The organism is Bacteroidia bacterium (assembly GCA_033391075.1).
Classification (GTDB): domain Bacteria; phylum Bacteroidota; class Bacteroidia; order J057; family J057; genus JAWPMV01.
This window is the reverse complement of sequence record JAWPMV010000001.1, coordinates 5954884-5970134: the sequence shown is the minus strand read 5'-3', so window position 1 is coordinate 5970134 and position 15251 is coordinate 5954884. Positions and strand designations below refer to the sequence as shown.

General features: G+C 43.1%; 12 protein-coding genes. 6 read left to right on the top strand and 6 right to left on the bottom strand.

All coding sequences use genetic code 11. The features are described from left to right. Positions 1-368: 368 nt before the first annotated feature. Positions 369-2096, top strand: a complete 1728-nt coding sequence (locus R8P61_23795) for a T9SS type A sorting domain-containing protein (GenBank protein ID MDW3650118.1) — start codon at positions 369-371, stop codon at positions 2094-2096. Between the two features lie 96 nt (positions 2097-2192). Here R8P61_23795 and R8P61_23790 read toward each other — a convergent pair whose 3' ends face one another. Then, positions 2193-3797: a LamG-like jellyroll fold domain-containing protein gene (locus tag R8P61_23790; GenBank protein MDW3650117.1), complete on the bottom strand. Its 1605-nt coding sequence runs from the start codon at positions 3795-3797 to the stop codon at positions 2193-2195. Positions 3798-3834: 37 nt separating this feature from the next. Next, positions 3835-4374, bottom strand: a complete 540-nt coding sequence (locus R8P61_23785) for a pyridoxamine 5'-phosphate oxidase family protein (GenBank protein ID MDW3650116.1) — start codon at positions 4372-4374, stop codon at positions 3835-3837. 149 nt (positions 4375-4523) lie between these two features. Between R8P61_23785 and R8P61_23780 the strand changes: the two genes are divergently transcribed. Beyond that, positions 4524-5153, top strand: a complete 630-nt coding sequence (locus tag R8P61_23780) for a methyltransferase domain-containing protein (protein ID MDW3650115.1) — start codon at positions 4524-4526, stop codon at positions 5151-5153. On the opposite strand, the gene R8P61_23775 is transcribed toward R8P61_23780, so the two are convergent. Continuing rightward, the gene (locus R8P61_23775; protein MDW3650114.1) at positions 5150-7045 is read right to left on the bottom strand and encodes a propionyl-CoA synthetase; all 1896 of its coding nucleotides are present in this window, start codon (positions 7043-7045) and stop codon (positions 5150-5152) included. The two genes, R8P61_23780 and R8P61_23775, sit on opposite strands and share 4 nt — an antisense overlap. Before the next feature lie 126 nt (positions 7046-7171). Between R8P61_23775 and R8P61_23770 the strand changes: the two genes are divergently transcribed. Continuing rightward, positions 7172-8410, top strand: coding sequence for an endo-1,4-beta-xylanase (locus R8P61_23770; protein MDW3650113.1), 1239 nt, complete (start codon positions 7172-7174; stop codon positions 8408-8410). Here the strand turns inward: R8P61_23770 and R8P61_23765 are convergent. Beyond that, entirely contained in the window at positions 8407-9678 is a 1272-nt protein-coding gene (locus tag R8P61_23765) for a sterol desaturase family protein (GenBank protein MDW3650112.1), read from the bottom strand. The two genes, R8P61_23770 and R8P61_23765, sit on opposite strands and share 4 nt — an antisense overlap. Positions 9679-9721: 43 nt before the next feature. Next, entirely contained in the window at positions 9722-10531 is an 810-nt protein-coding gene (locus R8P61_23760; protein MDW3650111.1) for an alpha/beta fold hydrolase, read from the bottom strand. Between the two features lie 316 nt (positions 10532-10847). On the opposite strand from R8P61_23760, the gene R8P61_23755 reads away from it, so the two are divergent. The 3 genes from R8P61_23755 (at position 10848) to R8P61_23745 (ending at position 14537) form a co-directional block, all read left to right on the top strand. Then, positions 10848-12647, top strand: coding sequence for a LamG-like jellyroll fold domain-containing protein (locus tag R8P61_23755; GenBank protein MDW3650110.1), 1800 nt, complete (start codon positions 10848-10850; stop codon positions 12645-12647). A gap of 24 nt (positions 12648-12671) precedes the next feature. Further along, on the top strand, positions 12672-13466 hold the full coding sequence (locus tag R8P61_23750; protein ID MDW3650109.1) for an endonuclease/exonuclease/phosphatase family protein: 795 nt from the start codon (positions 12672-12674) through the stop codon (positions 13464-13466). Positions 13467-14183: 717 nt separating this feature from the next. Further along, a complete protein-coding gene (locus R8P61_23745) occupies positions 14184-14537 on the top strand; it encodes a hypothetical protein (GenBank protein MDW3650108.1) in 354 nt (117 codons plus the stop codon). A 120-nt stretch (positions 14538-14657) separates the two neighbouring features. Here R8P61_23745 and R8P61_23740 read toward each other — a convergent pair whose 3' ends face one another. Next, the gene (locus tag R8P61_23740; protein ID MDW3650107.1) at positions 14658-15251 is read right to left on the bottom strand and encodes a gluconate 2-dehydrogenase subunit 3 family protein; all 594 of its coding nucleotides are present in this window, start codon (positions 15249-15251) and stop codon (positions 14658-14660) included.

The following is a 15251-nucleotide window of genomic DNA, read 5'->3' as shown; positions in this document are numbered from 1 at the left end:
TCAATACTCAATGGAAATATTGAAGATTTGATCAGTAAAATAGGCCAGAATCTGCAACTGCAGGTTCTGGCTTTTTTTCAAAAGAAGATGGAAGTCCAGGCTATTTTACCATTCAGAACATATTGCCTACCATTCAGAACAATGAGGCCTGAGAAATTGCTTGTCGAGTTTCCCCTTACTACATTTCATACATCAAATAGATTTTTCGAAAAAGATAATATTCTCTCCTTTTTGAAAGAGCAATCAGAAGGGATAGGTATCTCATACACGCATTAGAAAGCGCTTTTAATCGCCATTCCTGTTTTTTTCATTCACAATTTATTTCTTCAATCATTCACCTTTTTATTCACGATTCCATGCGAAAAAACATGAACTATTTTACCTTCCTCCTCCTCTTGTTACTAGCAGGACTAGGACAGGAAATACAGGCACAGACGCTTGTATTTAATGTAGGAAGTGATACCGTCGATATTGATTCGATGGTCGTAATTCCGATTCGGGTAGATAGCTTTCAAACAATTTCCGGTTATCAGGGGACGATACGTTTTGATACCGCAGCCTTAGAATTTATGGGACTAAGCAGCCCTCAGTCAGGAGTAAGTAATATTTTCGGAAATCCAGGACAAGGACTCATTCCTTTGGATGCTGCCACTTTCTCTTGGGTAGACTTTAGTGGAGGCAATGTGACGCTTCCTGATAGCTCAGCCATTATAAATATCTCCTTTCAAGTCAAAAGTACAGCAATAGGTGGAGACTATACCGTAAGTGTGGATGGTTCAGTCACTTCTCTACTCTTTACCCAGGGAGTAGGCGTTGTGCCTGCTTTGGGAAATCCGGGCACGGTGCGCGTAAATCCCTGTGTGTCCTCTTCAGATGCAAGTTTTTCCTTTCTTTCCTCTGCCTGTATAGGTGGCTTTAATCCACAAGCCCTTATCTTCGGTGATCTGGGTGGAACCTTTGCGGTTGACAATGGAGCTTCGATAGATCCAATAACTGGTATTTTGGATCTTAGCTCTACGGTAGGAGGAACTACTTATAACGTCACCTATACAGTGGGTGCTCCTTGTGCTGCTGTGGATACGCAAAGCATCCAGATTTTTGCAGTAGAAGATGCTTCCTTTAGTATACCCGACACCACCTGCCTCAGTGAAACCAATCTGCTTCCTGACCTTGCAGGTACACCCGGAGGTATATTCTCTGTGGACAATGGAGCTACCATCGATCCCGCTACCGGAAGTCTGGACCTAAGCAGCACTTCTGCCAATACCCTATATACCATCACTTACCAGACCCAGGGCAATTGTCCGGATGTGAGTTCGCAAGCGGTATTCATTTCAGATACGATAGATGCTGCCTTTGCCTATCCTACAGATATTTGCCCCGGGACTGCTAATCCTTCTCCGGATATCACGGGAAATGATGGAGGAGTATTTAGCATTTCTCCTGCGGCCACCATTGATCCTGCTACTGGAGAAATTGATATGACTTCGATAACCTTAGGAGTTTCCTATACTGTTACCTACAGCTTTGATGACTTCTGCCAAAGTTCTTCGGACGAACTCTTTCTCGTTGATGCAGATCTTTCTCCACCTGTTGTCAATTGTCAGGATATTACTGTCATGCTGGATAGTACGGGCATAGCGGTTATTGATCCGAGCATGATAGACAATGGTTCTGTGGACGAATGTGGCATCATGGAGCTGACCTTAAGTCAGGATACCTTTAGAGTAGGAGGCATTCAGGAAGTTACCTTGACTGCTTTGGACAACAATGGGAATAGCAATTCCTGTACAGCCAATGTTACGGTTGAGTGGCCCACATCCATCAAGGATCTCTATTCTCCGGAACTTAAATTGCTGGCATATCCTAATCCTGTAGAAGAGCATCTTCAACTCGAATTGGAAAGCCCCTGGTCAGGAGAAGTAAACCTTCAAATCCTCAATAGCTGGGGACAAATCGTCAAAGAAGAACACACACATAAATCAAGTAGCCTTTTGAAACACAACATACATCTTGCTGATATACCCGCAGGAATGTATATCATCAAGCTCAAACAAAACGAGTTTGTGAATGTAAAACGGTTCATCAAGAAGTAGTTGAGAAGCCAGGCTTGTATAGCAAGTCAGATAATCACATTTCTTGACCGTTTAAGGTGAAACGAGGAATCCCCGGCTTTGTCTGGGGATTTCTATTTATTCCAGGCGAAAAACACTCAAAACCGCCGCATGATCCGAGGGGAACATAATCGGATGGTAATCTATCACCCGGGAATAAATTGCTTGCATATCTTTTCCCTGATAATAGATGTAATCGATGCGATCCCTCATCCCGTATTTGTTGGAAGAAGTTGCTGCCCGAGGTGTCCAGGTATAACCCGGATCCATGGCCGGATTGATATGTAGCTCCCGAAAGCTATCTGTAAATCCTGCCTCTAACATGGCCTTGCTTTCTGGCCATGCTACCACATAATTTTGATGGATATTTTGAGTTAAGGGAATCCAATCCAAATGAGATCCACTATTGAAATCCCCTGACATAAGGATGCCCACATATTTGTCCTGCTTGAGATGAGGCTTCATTTCCTTGAGGATAGAGCTTATTTCTGCAAAGCGAGTCTCTCCTTCAGCTGCGATCAATTCTTCCGAACTCAAGTTGCCTTCATTGACCGACTTCAGGTAATCGGGTAGATAGTGGAGCCAGGTATTTAGCATCAGGACTTTCTTTCCCGGCGCAATTTCTATTTCCGCCCCACCAAAATTGAAGGCTCTAAAAGCTTCGATGGTTTCAGTAATGGGGTACTTACTCATAATGGAGAGATTGGAGCTGATGAGGTAAAATTCATAGCCCAAAGCATCAGCGATCTTTTCCCCAGAACCATAAGTCTCTATCAAACCCACAATATCAGGATTGACGGCTTTGATGCTTTCTATTGTACGCTTGACTCCCACTTTTTCTCCGTACCTCCGGCCGCCATGCCAGATGTTCCAGGCCATGACTTTGAGTTGCTGCGGCATTTTCTTCTGGACTTTGGGACTTCTATTGGGGAAAAATGCTTGCCAGGAAGCTTGAACTTCTTCTCGTGAGAGGACGCGATTCCAGATTTTTACTTCATCCAGGTAGCCATTGAAAGCTTTCCACTGACCGGCTGAACCCCATTCGAAATATTCATCCGATCCACCTGCCACGGTACGATGTGGGCTCTTTAAATCCCCCAATTGACCCAGATTATAAATCGCGACTGCTTTGCCATCAAAATACATGCGGGCCTCATTTTTGGGACGTTCGACACTGAAGAGGATTTGATGCCAATTCCCATCATTGATGCTGAGCCGTCCTGTCGGTTGGTATCGATATTGATTCTTTCCATCCGAAAGATGCAGGGACCAGGCGCCATTTTCCTGACTGCCTATTTGCCAGCCGACAACAGGCTTATCTTCGCTTATTTGATTGCCGATAATGGGAGTTCCCTGTTCTGCTCCGGGCAGTGTTTTTACCCAAATCTGAACCGAAAAACTCCCGGCAGTCTGTATTTTCTGACTCTGGAGACTATCTATGATCCAGGGCCTTCTATGCATAGCATTTTCACTGAGGTCAAGGGCATAATCCTGTAATCCCTCAACAAAACTTTGCCGCATAAGATCGACGGTATAAGTCGCTTCTTCCGATTTTATGGGAGTTTTGTTTTTAGTTTCATCCCCTTTAGAAAAAGAGAGATGAATCAAGGGGGCCTGTGAAAAAAGAAAGTTGTGGGGGAAATAAAACAGGATCGCGAAGAAAAGTATGGCTAATTTTTTCATCTGGGGATTTATTTCCTCCAATATCTACAATTTCAACTTATTCAAAACGGATAAGCTGTGGTGTCCAGCTTTTTTCATCCCCCAGTATCCCATGCGTTTCACTGATCACTTCCATCCATTCGGGGGTAACTTTTATCAATAAATAGGCCTCTCCTCTATTGGGATAAAAGGCTTCCCATTCTTTCTTCCAGTGCTTTTGTTTTTCATCTGGATCATTGACGAGTTCTGCTCGGCCATGGATCATGACATAGCCTGTTTCATCTTTCGCCGTATAGTACAAGGTAACGCGAGGGTCTTCTTTGATTTGCTCAACTTTCCGGCTATGAGGATTGGTCCCAAACCAAACCACAAAATCCTCTTCCGGACGAAAGGGAGACATGGTCCTGACCCTTGGCCTACCATCAGTATCCAAACTAATCAGTGCACAAGTACCCGCCTCAACCATCAGCTCATGAGCGACAGATTTGATCCGTTGCTCCAAACTGTCTGATATTGCTATTTCCTGCCCCATCGTCAGAAAAGGCAATGAAAGGAACATCCAGAGCAAAAAGAGTGAAACTTTATCAGTAGATTTCATGTTTTGATCATCAATATTCAGCTACGCAAAATGGCGACTTGCTTTTACCTTCCGATTTAGCCTTACTTATCTAAAAAGTAATAAAATCTCTTTAAAGAAAAACAAAATGCCTGAAAGCGGTTTAGCTTTTAAATAAGACAAGGATTTAAATGAATAAAGAAAATAAAAATACCCCGCTCAATGATGGGGAAGCCTTTTGGTCTCAACGCTATATCGATCAAAGAACCGGATGGGATTTAGGTGCCGTTTCTGAACCCCTTCGGGCCTACATAGATCAGATTGAGGATAAGAATAGCAAAATATTGATTCCGGGAGCAGGCAATGCCTATGAAGCGGAGTATTTATTTCGAAAAGGTTTTAGCCAGGTACATGTGCTGGACATCAGTGAACTCCCACTCAGGAGCTTTCGGGAACGATTGCCGGATTTTCCAGCCGATCAGTTGATGCATGGGAACTTCTTTGAACATGAGGATCAATATGATTTCATCTTTGAGCAAACCTTTTTTTGCTCTATTCCTCCCATTGATAATAATCGAAAGAAGTATGCGAGGAAGATGCATGAACTCCTGACCCCTGGTGGAAAGCTGGTTGGAGTCTGGTTCAATTTTCCCTTTTCCGGAGATTTGACAAAACGACCTTTTGGGGGACTGGAAGAAGAATATCGAAGCTTATTTACCCCTCATTTTGAATTTGCTGTATTTGAAGAGGCATACAATTCTATGCCGGGTCGTGAGGGAAAGGAACTCTTTGGAATTTTGAAGAAAAAAGCGAGTATTTAAGTCTGTTTTCCAATATTCTCCTTGTTCATCAATAGCTTCAATTCGTCGAGTACCGTAATGTCTTCTATGGTAGAAGGGGGGGAAAGGGGACGTTTATCAGCAATCTCCCGCATCGTTTTTCTCAGGATTTTTCCCGAGCGGGTTTTAGGGAGGCGTTCTACTTTGACAGCCCTTTTGAAAGAAGCTACTGCGCCTATACGTTCCCTTACCTGCTGGATCAATTCCTTTTCAATTTGTTCCTCTGAATCTTCAATTCCAGACTTCAGGAGATAAAATCCCACAGGAATCTGGCCTTTATAGGCATCATAAACTCCTATAACGGCACACTCGGCAATGGCCGGATGGGCAGCTATGATCTCCTCCATATCCGAGGTTGAGAGTCTGTGGCCGGCTACATTGATTACATCGTCGATTCGGCCGGTAATAAACACATATCCCTCTTCATCTTTATAGCCACCATCACCTGCCAGATAATAGCCGGGGAAATCGGATAAATAGGAAGCTTTGAACCTTTGGCTATCCTGCCAGAGACTGGGGAAACATCCAGGCGGCAAGGGATATCTTATCACTACGCTTCCTTCTCCGAGAGGAGGAGCGACTTGACCATCTTCCTGCATGATCTGAATATCAAAACCACAGACCGGCATGCCTGCAGAACCCGGCTTGATGGGTTGTAGCTCCAGGCCTGTCATATTGGCCAGCATTGGATAGCCAGATTCCGTCTGCCACCAATGATCAATAACCGGAACTCTCAAAAGATTTTCACACCATTCCAGGGTAGCGACATCCGTTCTTTCCCCTGCTAAGAAGAGATATTGTAAACATGAGGTATCATATAAGGCTTTTAGCTTCCCTTCGGGATCTTCTTTTTTGATGGCTCTAAAAGCGGTAGGAGCTGTGAATAAAAGTTTTACCTGATATTCGTTTATCACCCTCCAAAAGCTGGAGGCATCCGGAGTTTTGATGGGTTTGCCTTCATAAAGAACAGTCGTACAACCATAAATCAAGGGAGCATAAACGATATAGGAATGTCCTACTACCCAACCCACATCCGAAGCTGCCCAATAAGTATCACCGGGCTCCACTCCGTAAATGTTTTTCATGCTGTATTGCAAAGCCACCGCATGCCCTCCATTGTCTCGCACAACTCCTTTGGGTTTACCTGTAGTACCAGAGGTGTAGAGAATGTACAAGGGATCCGTTGCATCTACTATTTCATAATCTGCAGGAGTTGCTTTCGCACGTAAACTTTCCCAATCAAAATCTCTCCCCTCCTGCATATCCGCTTTGACAAAGTCTCGCTGAAAAACCACACAGGCATCTGGCTGATGCTTACTTTTTCTTAAAGCCTCATCTATGATGGGTTTATAGGGGATAATCCGCTTGATTTCAATTCCTCCGCTTGCCGCCAATACTAGCTTAGGCTTTGCATCGTCTATCCGTATGGCCAATTCCTGTGCTGCAAAGCCTCCAAATACTACCGAATGAACTGCCCCCAATCTCGCACATGCCAGCATCGCAAAGACCACTTCGGGAATCATAGACATATAGATGATCACCCTATCTCCTTTTTTTACTCCCAGTCCTTTCAATACTCCAGCAAAAAGAGCCACTTCATCCAGAAGCTCCTGGTAGGAATACGTTTTTTTGCTTTGGGTAATGGGGGAATCATAAATCAAAGCGCTTTGCGCACCTCTTCCGTTTTTTACGTGATGATCCAGGGCCAGGTAAGAGGTATTGAGTTTTCCTCCTTTAAACCAGCGATATAATCCTTCTTCATCCTGAGAGAGAATTGTTTGGGGGAAAGTGAACCAGTCAATGGCTTTGGCTTGTTCTTGCCAGTAGGAAACAGGATCACTGATGCTTTCCTGGTATTCTTTTTTATAGGACATGCAAAGGTGCAATTTGGTAGTAGTAATGAAATATAAACAATATTGAATGAGGGACTAAAAAATTATTCGTTCAGATTATTAAATCATGGGTTGGTAATCCTGAAAATTTGTGCTAAATAAGTTTCTATGAAGATGATCTGGCAACTCTTCGGAGTACATATCAGCCTTAGTATGCTGATACTGGTCCTGTTTCTCCTCTGGCTTGTCTGGCCGCGCCACTACCCAAAATTGCGAATGGCGTTTATCCGGGGATGTGGAGGAGTTCTTTTAGCAAGTATTCTCTTGGCTAGTTATACCTATTGGCCACGATCATTTGAAAAGAAATATGTACATAAAGATCCGGAAGCTAACTCATCGGTAGGTACTTTGAGAGAATTGGCTGATTCGATGGATTTTTACATTGGAATGGCGAGTTCACATGATCTTGCTTATCCAGAACTTATCTCAAAGGAATTTAATTCCCTTGTAGCAGAAAATGACTTCAAACCCGGCCAACTATTAATAGATGCGAAAAACTGGAAGTTTGATTTCACTAAAGCGGACAAACTTCTCTCTTTCGCTGATGCCCAGAATATGCGTATGCGAGGTCACACCCTTATCTGGGGGAAATTTTCCGGAATGACATATCCCGCAGAATGGCAAGAGGAAATTAAGCTTGCGAGTGATAAAGAAGCAAAGATGAAAGCCTTGATGCGGCAATACATAGAAACGGTCATGCAGCATTTTAAAGGAAGAGTTCTTGATTGGGATGTGGTAAATGAACCGATGGGAGGTAATACCTTGTTCCCAAGTGTTTTTACAGAAAGTATGGGAGAAAGCTATATTGATTATGCCTTTCAATTGGCTCGAGAATTCGATCCGGATGCCACTTTATACCTCAATGAGCAAATCACTGATTATGAGAGCGAGCAGGCAACAGCATTTTTGGGTTTACTTCAAAGACTGCTGGATCGGGGAGTACCCATAGATGGAGTGGGAATGCAATGTCATCACCTCAATAATATCCATGATACCGAGGCTTTGCGGGACTACATCCGAAAAATAGCTGAAATGGGACTGGAAGTGGAAATAACGGAATTGGATGTACGATTGCTACTGTTCAAAGACTTTGAAGATCCTTATCAGGCTCAGGGAGATCAGTTCCGAAAAATTGCAGAAATCTGCCTCGATGATCCGGCTTGCAAAGGCCTGACTTTATGGGGGTTAACGGATGCCAAGAATTGGATGGATGCCGTTCCTCCCTTTAAATGGAAAAGCCCCAATGCGCCTAATATATTTGATGAGGATATGAATAAAAAACCTGCTTACTGGGGCTTGTATGAAGCTTTGAAAAGTAAGCGAAATAAGGTGCTCAATGCGCCTTAAGCTACGCTCGGATTTTCCCCTTTTCCCCAGCCGATTTCATTTTTTACAAAATACCCGACTACACCGACGGATAATACAAAATAGGCCCCTACAAGGATACTTCCTCCCGGGAGCACATTATCCAGCAAAAACCAACTTCCTGTCTGAAAAATGATGCCTAGTCCAATGAGGGATTTGAGGGCTTCCATCCAGACGGCATGGGGATCTCTGTCCATCAGGCTCGTATAGCTATAGATGACCAGGTACATAAAAATCCCATAGATAAACACAGCTGGACTTCCGATTTCGCTGAGTTGGATTAAAAAATGAAACATCATGGCCATCAACATCAGAAATTGAATTCCGGACCAGATTTTCAATGCTCGGGAAGCATAGGGGTCGTATTTTTTGAAATTTTTGGGGTCAGCAGAAAGGACTTTGTATTTCTCTTTCACATCGGCGGGTCTCCATCCAGTTGGCATAAACCAAATTCTCAATTTATCCTTCCAGCTTTTGGTCCTCCAGGCATCTTTAATCAGTAGCCAGATATGATTTAGGTTGATGCGAATGGGATTCCAGGTATTTACTTGTCGAGTTACGCCAAATACACAGGGTTCTTCTTCCAATTCTTCCTGAAAGGTTCCAAATAGTCTATCCCAAATGCAAAAGACCGGAGAGAGATTTTTGTCCCGATAGATTTCATTGATAGCATGATGAACCCGATGCTGCGAGGGCGTTACGATGATATATTCCAGCCATCCCAGTTTGCCGATATGGGTGGTGTGATACCACACCTGCACAAATAAATGAAAAGGGGTAACGATGGCTATAATTTTGGGAGGAACCCCTAATAAGGCAGCGGGAAGTAAAAAGAAGACGCTGATATTGACAAACTTGGAAATGGATTGACGCAAGGCTGTGGCAATATTGAATTCCTCACCGGAGTGGTGGATCACGTGTCTGTTCCAAAAAATATTGACATGATGGGCCAATCGATGATACCAATAAGTCGCAAAATCAAGCCCTATAAGAGCTAATAAATAGGTCAGCCAATTGACTTCCCTTTCCACCACTGCCAACTCCTCATACATATACTTATAGCCAATGATAACTATGGTTAAGCCAAGGACACTTTTGATGGCATTGGTCATCCCTGAACTCAGGCTGGCAATGGTATCCATGGCCCGGAAATTGAAATTCCCTTTCGAATACGCATAAATCGCCTCTATAGCCATGAGGATAAAACTCCCAATGATAATGAGCAATAATGCATGTGCTAACGTTTGCATGAAGATATAAGTCAGTAGTAGTCTGGATAAATGTAGATAACTCTTAATCCAATTTCTCAAGTGTTAAAGCCTTTCTATAAGCTTGTCGGAAAATCTCTTCCTTCAGGAAATCGGTATGTCCATATCCGTTAAAAGATATAAGTGTGATCTCTGGATATTTGTTTTTGAGTGCCTGTGCGTGATGAAAGGGAATCATTTGATCCTCTTCTCCATGAAAAATGCTGACGGGACAATTTACATCTGCCAGAAATTCATCACTGGGCAAAGTGTACTTCCATATAAAAGGAGGTACCCATTTCATTTTTTCCTGTAGCAGGCTGCGAAAGCTTGCATAGGGGGCTATCATCAACAAAGCTTTGGGTTTGTTTTGGGAGGCTAAATAGGCTGCAATCCCCGAACCAATGGAAATGCCTGTCAACAGGATGTTTTCTTCCCCATAACGATCTGCCAGATAATCATAAACAGCCTGTCCGTCATTCAACAAGTCCTCTTCCTCTCGGATTTTCCCCTCACTCAATCCATAGCCTCTGTAATTGATATATAAAACATCAAGTCCCTCTTTTAGATAGAAGTCTGACCCCTTGCCGATTTCATCCAATTTCCCTTTGTTCCCATGAAAATAGAGCACCACCCCTTTGGAACTATCAGCTTTGAACAATATGCCATGCAAACGGATATTCTCGGCTACCGGAATGTGGACATCTTCAAACACTATGTCAAAGGTATAGGCATAGGAAGAAGCTAATTGGGTCGGTTTAAAAATCAGCTTTTCCTGAAAAAAGAAAAGGCCCGTCCATACAAGAAGGGGGAGTAATAGTAGTCCCAAAAGGTATTTAAACTGAGAACTTTTCATCAGATGTTCCCTATAGAATGCTAATAATCTTCGCTATGAAAAGGGAAAAATTGAAGCTTTGAGTATCTATAAATGTAATCCCGTTAATAGTATTTTCCTAAATTCTGGAGAAATGCAATCAACTTGTGTTACTTGATTTTTACTTCCAGGATTATTTCCTGGGAAGAGAATCTTATAGTTTACAAACTGAAAGGAAGCCTTTATGCAAGTTGTACAATAGAATCGGGAGAGGTTTGAATTAAGAGGCTTTCTCCTAACTTTGTTTGGCTTGTGGGGGAATGAATTAGAGGAAAACAAACGCTACAATACACCTGAAATGCTTGCTCAACTGAAAATTTCCGGATTACTTTTACTTCCTTTCCTGATACTACCTTTTTTGTTTGCTCAACAGAATCCAGTTCTGAAGCTTGACTTCGAGCCCGGGCAGTTGGGAACTCAAATTAAGGGGGAAGTGAAAGAACTTGATTTTGTCGAAGGGATAGAAGGGAAGGCATTAGCGCTTGGGCCTGAGGAAGGGAAAAAAGCCTTAAAACTGAGCGGACTTTCACTCGATGGGAGCAAAGATTTTACAATCTGTTTTTGGATGAAAGCAGATTCCGATAAGCCCATGGTTTTTCTTTCTCAAAAGATCTTTGGAAATAAAAGTATAACAACTCAGAAGAATCCGGGATGGGTCATATACAGTTCTGGGGGAAGTATGGCCTGGAGCATTGGTTCAGGCGAAAGACGAATAAATTACGAAAGAGATAATGGGAGTAAGATGCCGATCAATGATGGAGAATGGCACCAACTAGCTATGAGCTTTAAGAAAGAACTGAAGGAAGTTCGATTGTACTATGATGGAGGTAATGTGGCGGTTTATAAGGTGAACTTTGATTTCTCAAATGAGGAAATACTGAATATAGGAGCTGAGGTAGATAGCTATAGTTCTCGGAAATTTGCAGCGGGAATTGAACAGGGGAAAGAGGAATTGCAATCATTGCTTGATTCATTTAATGCATTAGGACTCGCACCCTTGAAAAAGGAAGAATTCATTGAGTTGATTGTTAATCCAGAAATGCTTTATGAAAAAAAGCTGGCTAAAAGAGCCGGCCCGGAAGAGCAGGGAAATGATGTATTGGGAGGAGTTCAGTCAATTAGAAAGAATTTACTTTCAAATCCCTATACCGTTTTTCAGAATCGGGCGCTTACAGATTTGAAAGCTGTCAGTCAGATTTATGAATTGCAAGAGGGGAAAGTTGAAATCAGGGAATCAGAAGGGAAATTATTTACCCAAAAAGAACAATTGTATCCTCCAGACTTTTCTATTGATAATCTGAGTATTTGGGATAGAGTTCTTGATGAAAAAGAGCTAGAGGAGTCTTATCGAATACTCAAAAAGAAGAAAGTAAAAAAGCTTCCCAAAAAACGTAAAGAGCTTACTATCGGTGTTTGGAATATCTGGCATGGAGGCATCCATTGGACAAAAGAAAAAGAGGGTTGGGATTCACGTTTGCGGATTGTGGAAATGATCCGGGAAAAGGAGATTGATGTTCTGCTTATGCAGGAAACCTATTCTTCCGGAGATTTTATAGCAGCTGAATTGGGCTACTACTTTGCAACAACTTCAGATTGGGACTACCGCTATCAGGGATCCAATATTTCAGTAATCAGCCGCTTTCCCATCAAAGAGCTCCAGGTTTCGGATAAAACCGAATTCAATAATGTAGCCACACGCTTAGCGATAAGCAGAACGCAGGAAATCTGGGCCATGTCCAATTGGTATGGGATGGCGCAGTTTGGGGATGTTTTTAGTTTTCATGAGGAAAGATTTGAAAATTCGGATCACATCCCTGTATTTTTTGGGGGAGACTTTAATGCTGTTCCCCATACAGATGGTGGCGATAGTCCTGCTTCCCTAAAACTGAGCGAAGCTGGATTTACGGAAGCTTTCAGGAATATGTATCCGGATGTCGAGAAATATCCGGGCTACACGCATAGAAGTGCTAGTAGAATAGATCAACTTTACTATAAAGGTAAAGACCTGAAAAATACACATACCGAAGTAAACTCTTCCTGGCCAACAGGCTTTCCTTCTGATCATTATTTGATCGTCTCAACATTTAAACTGCCTTAACCCCTTACTCAAATGAGCAATTCTATGAAAGCAAAAGTTATCCTGCTTATCCTATTATTTCCCGCATGTCTGAGTTTAAAATCCCAGGAAAAACCTGATCCTTCCCGGACTGTCAAGGTTCTTTCCTTCAATATTTACCATGGGGAAACCATGAAAGGGGATTTTGATCTGGAGGTCCTGGCGAATGTGATCAGAAAAGCTGATCCGGATTTTGTCGCGATGCAGGAAGTCGATTTCCTTACGAATCGAGCGAAAAAATATGATCTGGTTACGGAATTGGGGTGGCGGACGAAAATGGTCCCATTATTTGGGAAAGCGATGGACTATGATGGCGGAGCATATGGTGAAGGTGTGCTTTCACGTTATACGCTTTTGAGCAGTAGAAATGTAGCCCTGCCTTTTGTGAAAGGCCAGGAGCCCCGAGCAGCCTTGGAAGTGCTGAGTATTTTACCTTCCGGAGATACTGTTGGATTTGTAGGAACTCATTTCGCGCATGAAGGAAAAGAAGGGCGAATCATGCAGGCCCAAAAGATCAATGAAGTATTCTCTCAAAATACCTATCCTACCATTCTCGCTGGTGACCTCAATGCCCAACCCGGCAGCAAAACCATCAACACCCTGGAGGAAGTCTGGCAAACAACTTATGATAAAAAGAATCCAGCCTTTACTTATTCTTCTGATGATCCCCGTATCAAGATTGACTATGTGATGTTCTATCCGAAGCATCGATGGAGAATAGTCGAAACGCAAGTAATTGCTGATACGGTCGCTTCGGATCATTGTGCCTATCTCGTTACGCTGGAGTTGCTGGAAGAATAGAGGGAAGTGCATGCGCATGATTTGTACCTGAATTTGACACTTGTATTTGATCTTTTCCTGATAAGCCCACAAGCCCGCTGTCATTGCGAGTGCTAATTTAGCACGAAGCAATCTCCTCGACTTGGAAAAGCCTATTTGAGTCAAGGGGATTGCTTCGGTTCCCTCGCAATGACAGCTTTGCTGTGGCACGAACTGATCCCAAACACTTTTGTCAATGCGAGCCGGAATCTCCGGCGAAGTAATTTCCTCGACTTGGAAAAGCCTATTTGAGTCAAGGGGATTGCTTCGGTTCCCTCGCAATGACAGCTTTGCTGTGGCACGAACTGATCCCAAACACTTTTGTCATTGCGAGCCGGAATCTCCGGCGAAGCAATCTCCTCGACTTGGAAAAGCCTATTTGAGTCAAGGGGATTGCTTCGGTTCCCTCGCAATGACAGCTTTGCTGTGGCACGAACTGATCCCAAACACTTTTGTCATTGCGAGCCGGAATCTCCGGCGAAGCAATCTCCTCGACTTGGAAAAACCTATTTGAGTCAAGGGAATTGCTTCGGTTCTCTTGCAATGACAGCTTTGCTCTGTTTATGAGGAAATTGCCATCTCATCCTCCTTCAAAAAAGTACAACTATATGCGAATTTCTTGTAGCCGATTTGCGCTCAATCTGGCCGAACTTGCGTGCATTAAATATTAATTCTTTGGACCCTTAAACACTCAAAATCATGAAGTTTGTAACAAAGAAAATTCACGCATTTTTAGACTATCCGGTTGCTATCGCTTTGATCGGCTTACCCTTTATCCTCGGACTAGGTGAATCCAATCCTATGGCTTTCCAGCTTTCTTTGGCAACAGGCATAGCAGCTTTCATCCTGACCCTTCTGACAGACCACGAACTGGGTTTGTTTCGGGTAATTCCCTATCGCATTCATTTGTTGGTAGATTTGATTGTGGGAGTAACTTTCGTGCTGGCACCTTTTATCTTCTCCTTCGAAGGATTGGACGCCTATTATTACTGGATTAATGGAGCTGCTGTACTCTTTGTCGTAAGTATGCACAAAGCCGAAGTAGCTGTTTAGGATGTATAGTATTTTTATTGACGAAAATGAGTAGAGGAAGCTAAATTTCCCTTATAAGTAAAGCGGCTGAAGCTAATCAATATAGCTTCAGCCGCTTTGTATGTGAAAACATCCTTTCTCTTAGATGCTCCAGACTCCATCTACATCCGAGAGGGGAATGCAGCCGAGAAATTCACCGGGAACCGGATCGTATTTCAATACATTTTTCCCGATTTCCTCAGAAGTACAATAGCCCATAATGGCCATGGACTTAAGTGAACGGTAGAATCCCACATCGGGCTGTGGTCCTACTCCCGCTCCCCAAACACTGTAACCAAACTTGGGAGAAGATTTTTCTTTCTCCATGAGAAATTCTTCCTTTTGCGCCTGATCCAGCTCCGCAAAGCCTTTCCCAAATTTATCCTTACTCTCCTGATTGAATTTTGTCAGTTCTTCCTGCAGTTTCTTTTGCCCTGCTTCATCATACATTTTCGCAAATGCCAGATCTATGAACATATCTACCTTCATGTCCAGGCCTCCGGGGGTTGCTGTTTTAGGTAAAATGGTATCCACAAAGGCTGCCACCAGTTCCGCATGCTCTATGCTGAGAAATTGAGGCTTCCAATCGATACGGGAAGTTTGCTGACAGGCTTGCAAGAGACTGACCAATGCGCCAGTCAAAACCGTAGACCCTCCAAGAAGGGCGGTACTTTTTAATGCTTCTCTTCTTTTCAT

Excerpts from the sequence above, each read along its gene's own strand:
- R8P61_23790 (MDW3650117.1), bottom strand. The coding sequence starts at position 3,797 with ATGAAAAAATTAGCCATACTTTTCTTCGCGATCCTGTTTTATTTCCCC.
- R8P61_23775 (MDW3650114.1), bottom strand. The coding sequence starts at position 7,045 with ATGTCCTATAAAAAAGAATACCAGGAAAGCATCAGTGATCCTGTTTCC.
- R8P61_23740 (MDW3650107.1), bottom strand. The coding sequence starts at position 15,251 with ATGAAAAGAAGAGAAGCATTAAAAAGTACCGCCCTTCTTGGAGGGTCT.
- R8P61_23785 (MDW3650116.1), bottom strand. The coding sequence starts at position 4,374 with ATGAAATCTACTGATAAAGTTTCACTCTTTTTGCTCTGGATGTTCCTT.
- R8P61_23795 (MDW3650118.1), top strand. The coding sequence starts at position 369 with ATGAACTATTTTACCTTCCTCCTCCTCTTGTTACTAGCAGGACTAGGA.
- R8P61_23745 (MDW3650108.1), top strand. The coding sequence starts at position 14,184 with ATGAAGTTTGTAACAAAGAAAATTCACGCATTTTTAGACTATCCGGTT.
- R8P61_23765 (MDW3650112.1), bottom strand. The coding sequence starts at position 9,678 with ATGCAAACGTTAGCACATGCATTATTGCTCATTATCATTGGGAGTTTT.
- R8P61_23770 (MDW3650113.1), top strand. The coding sequence starts at position 7,172 with ATGAAGATGATCTGGCAACTCTTCGGAGTACATATCAGCCTTAGTATG.
- R8P61_23780 (MDW3650115.1), top strand. The coding sequence starts at position 4,524 with ATGAATAAAGAAAATAAAAATACCCCGCTCAATGATGGGGAAGCCTTT.
- R8P61_23760 (MDW3650111.1), bottom strand. The coding sequence starts at position 10,531 with ATGAAAAGTTCTCAGTTTAAATACCTTTTGGGACTACTATTACTCCCC.
- R8P61_23755 (MDW3650110.1), top strand. The coding sequence starts at position 10,848 with ATGCTTGCTCAACTGAAAATTTCCGGATTACTTTTACTTCCTTTCCTG.
- R8P61_23750 (MDW3650109.1), top strand. The coding sequence starts at position 12,672 with ATGAAAGCAAAAGTTATCCTGCTTATCCTATTATTTCCCGCATGTCTG.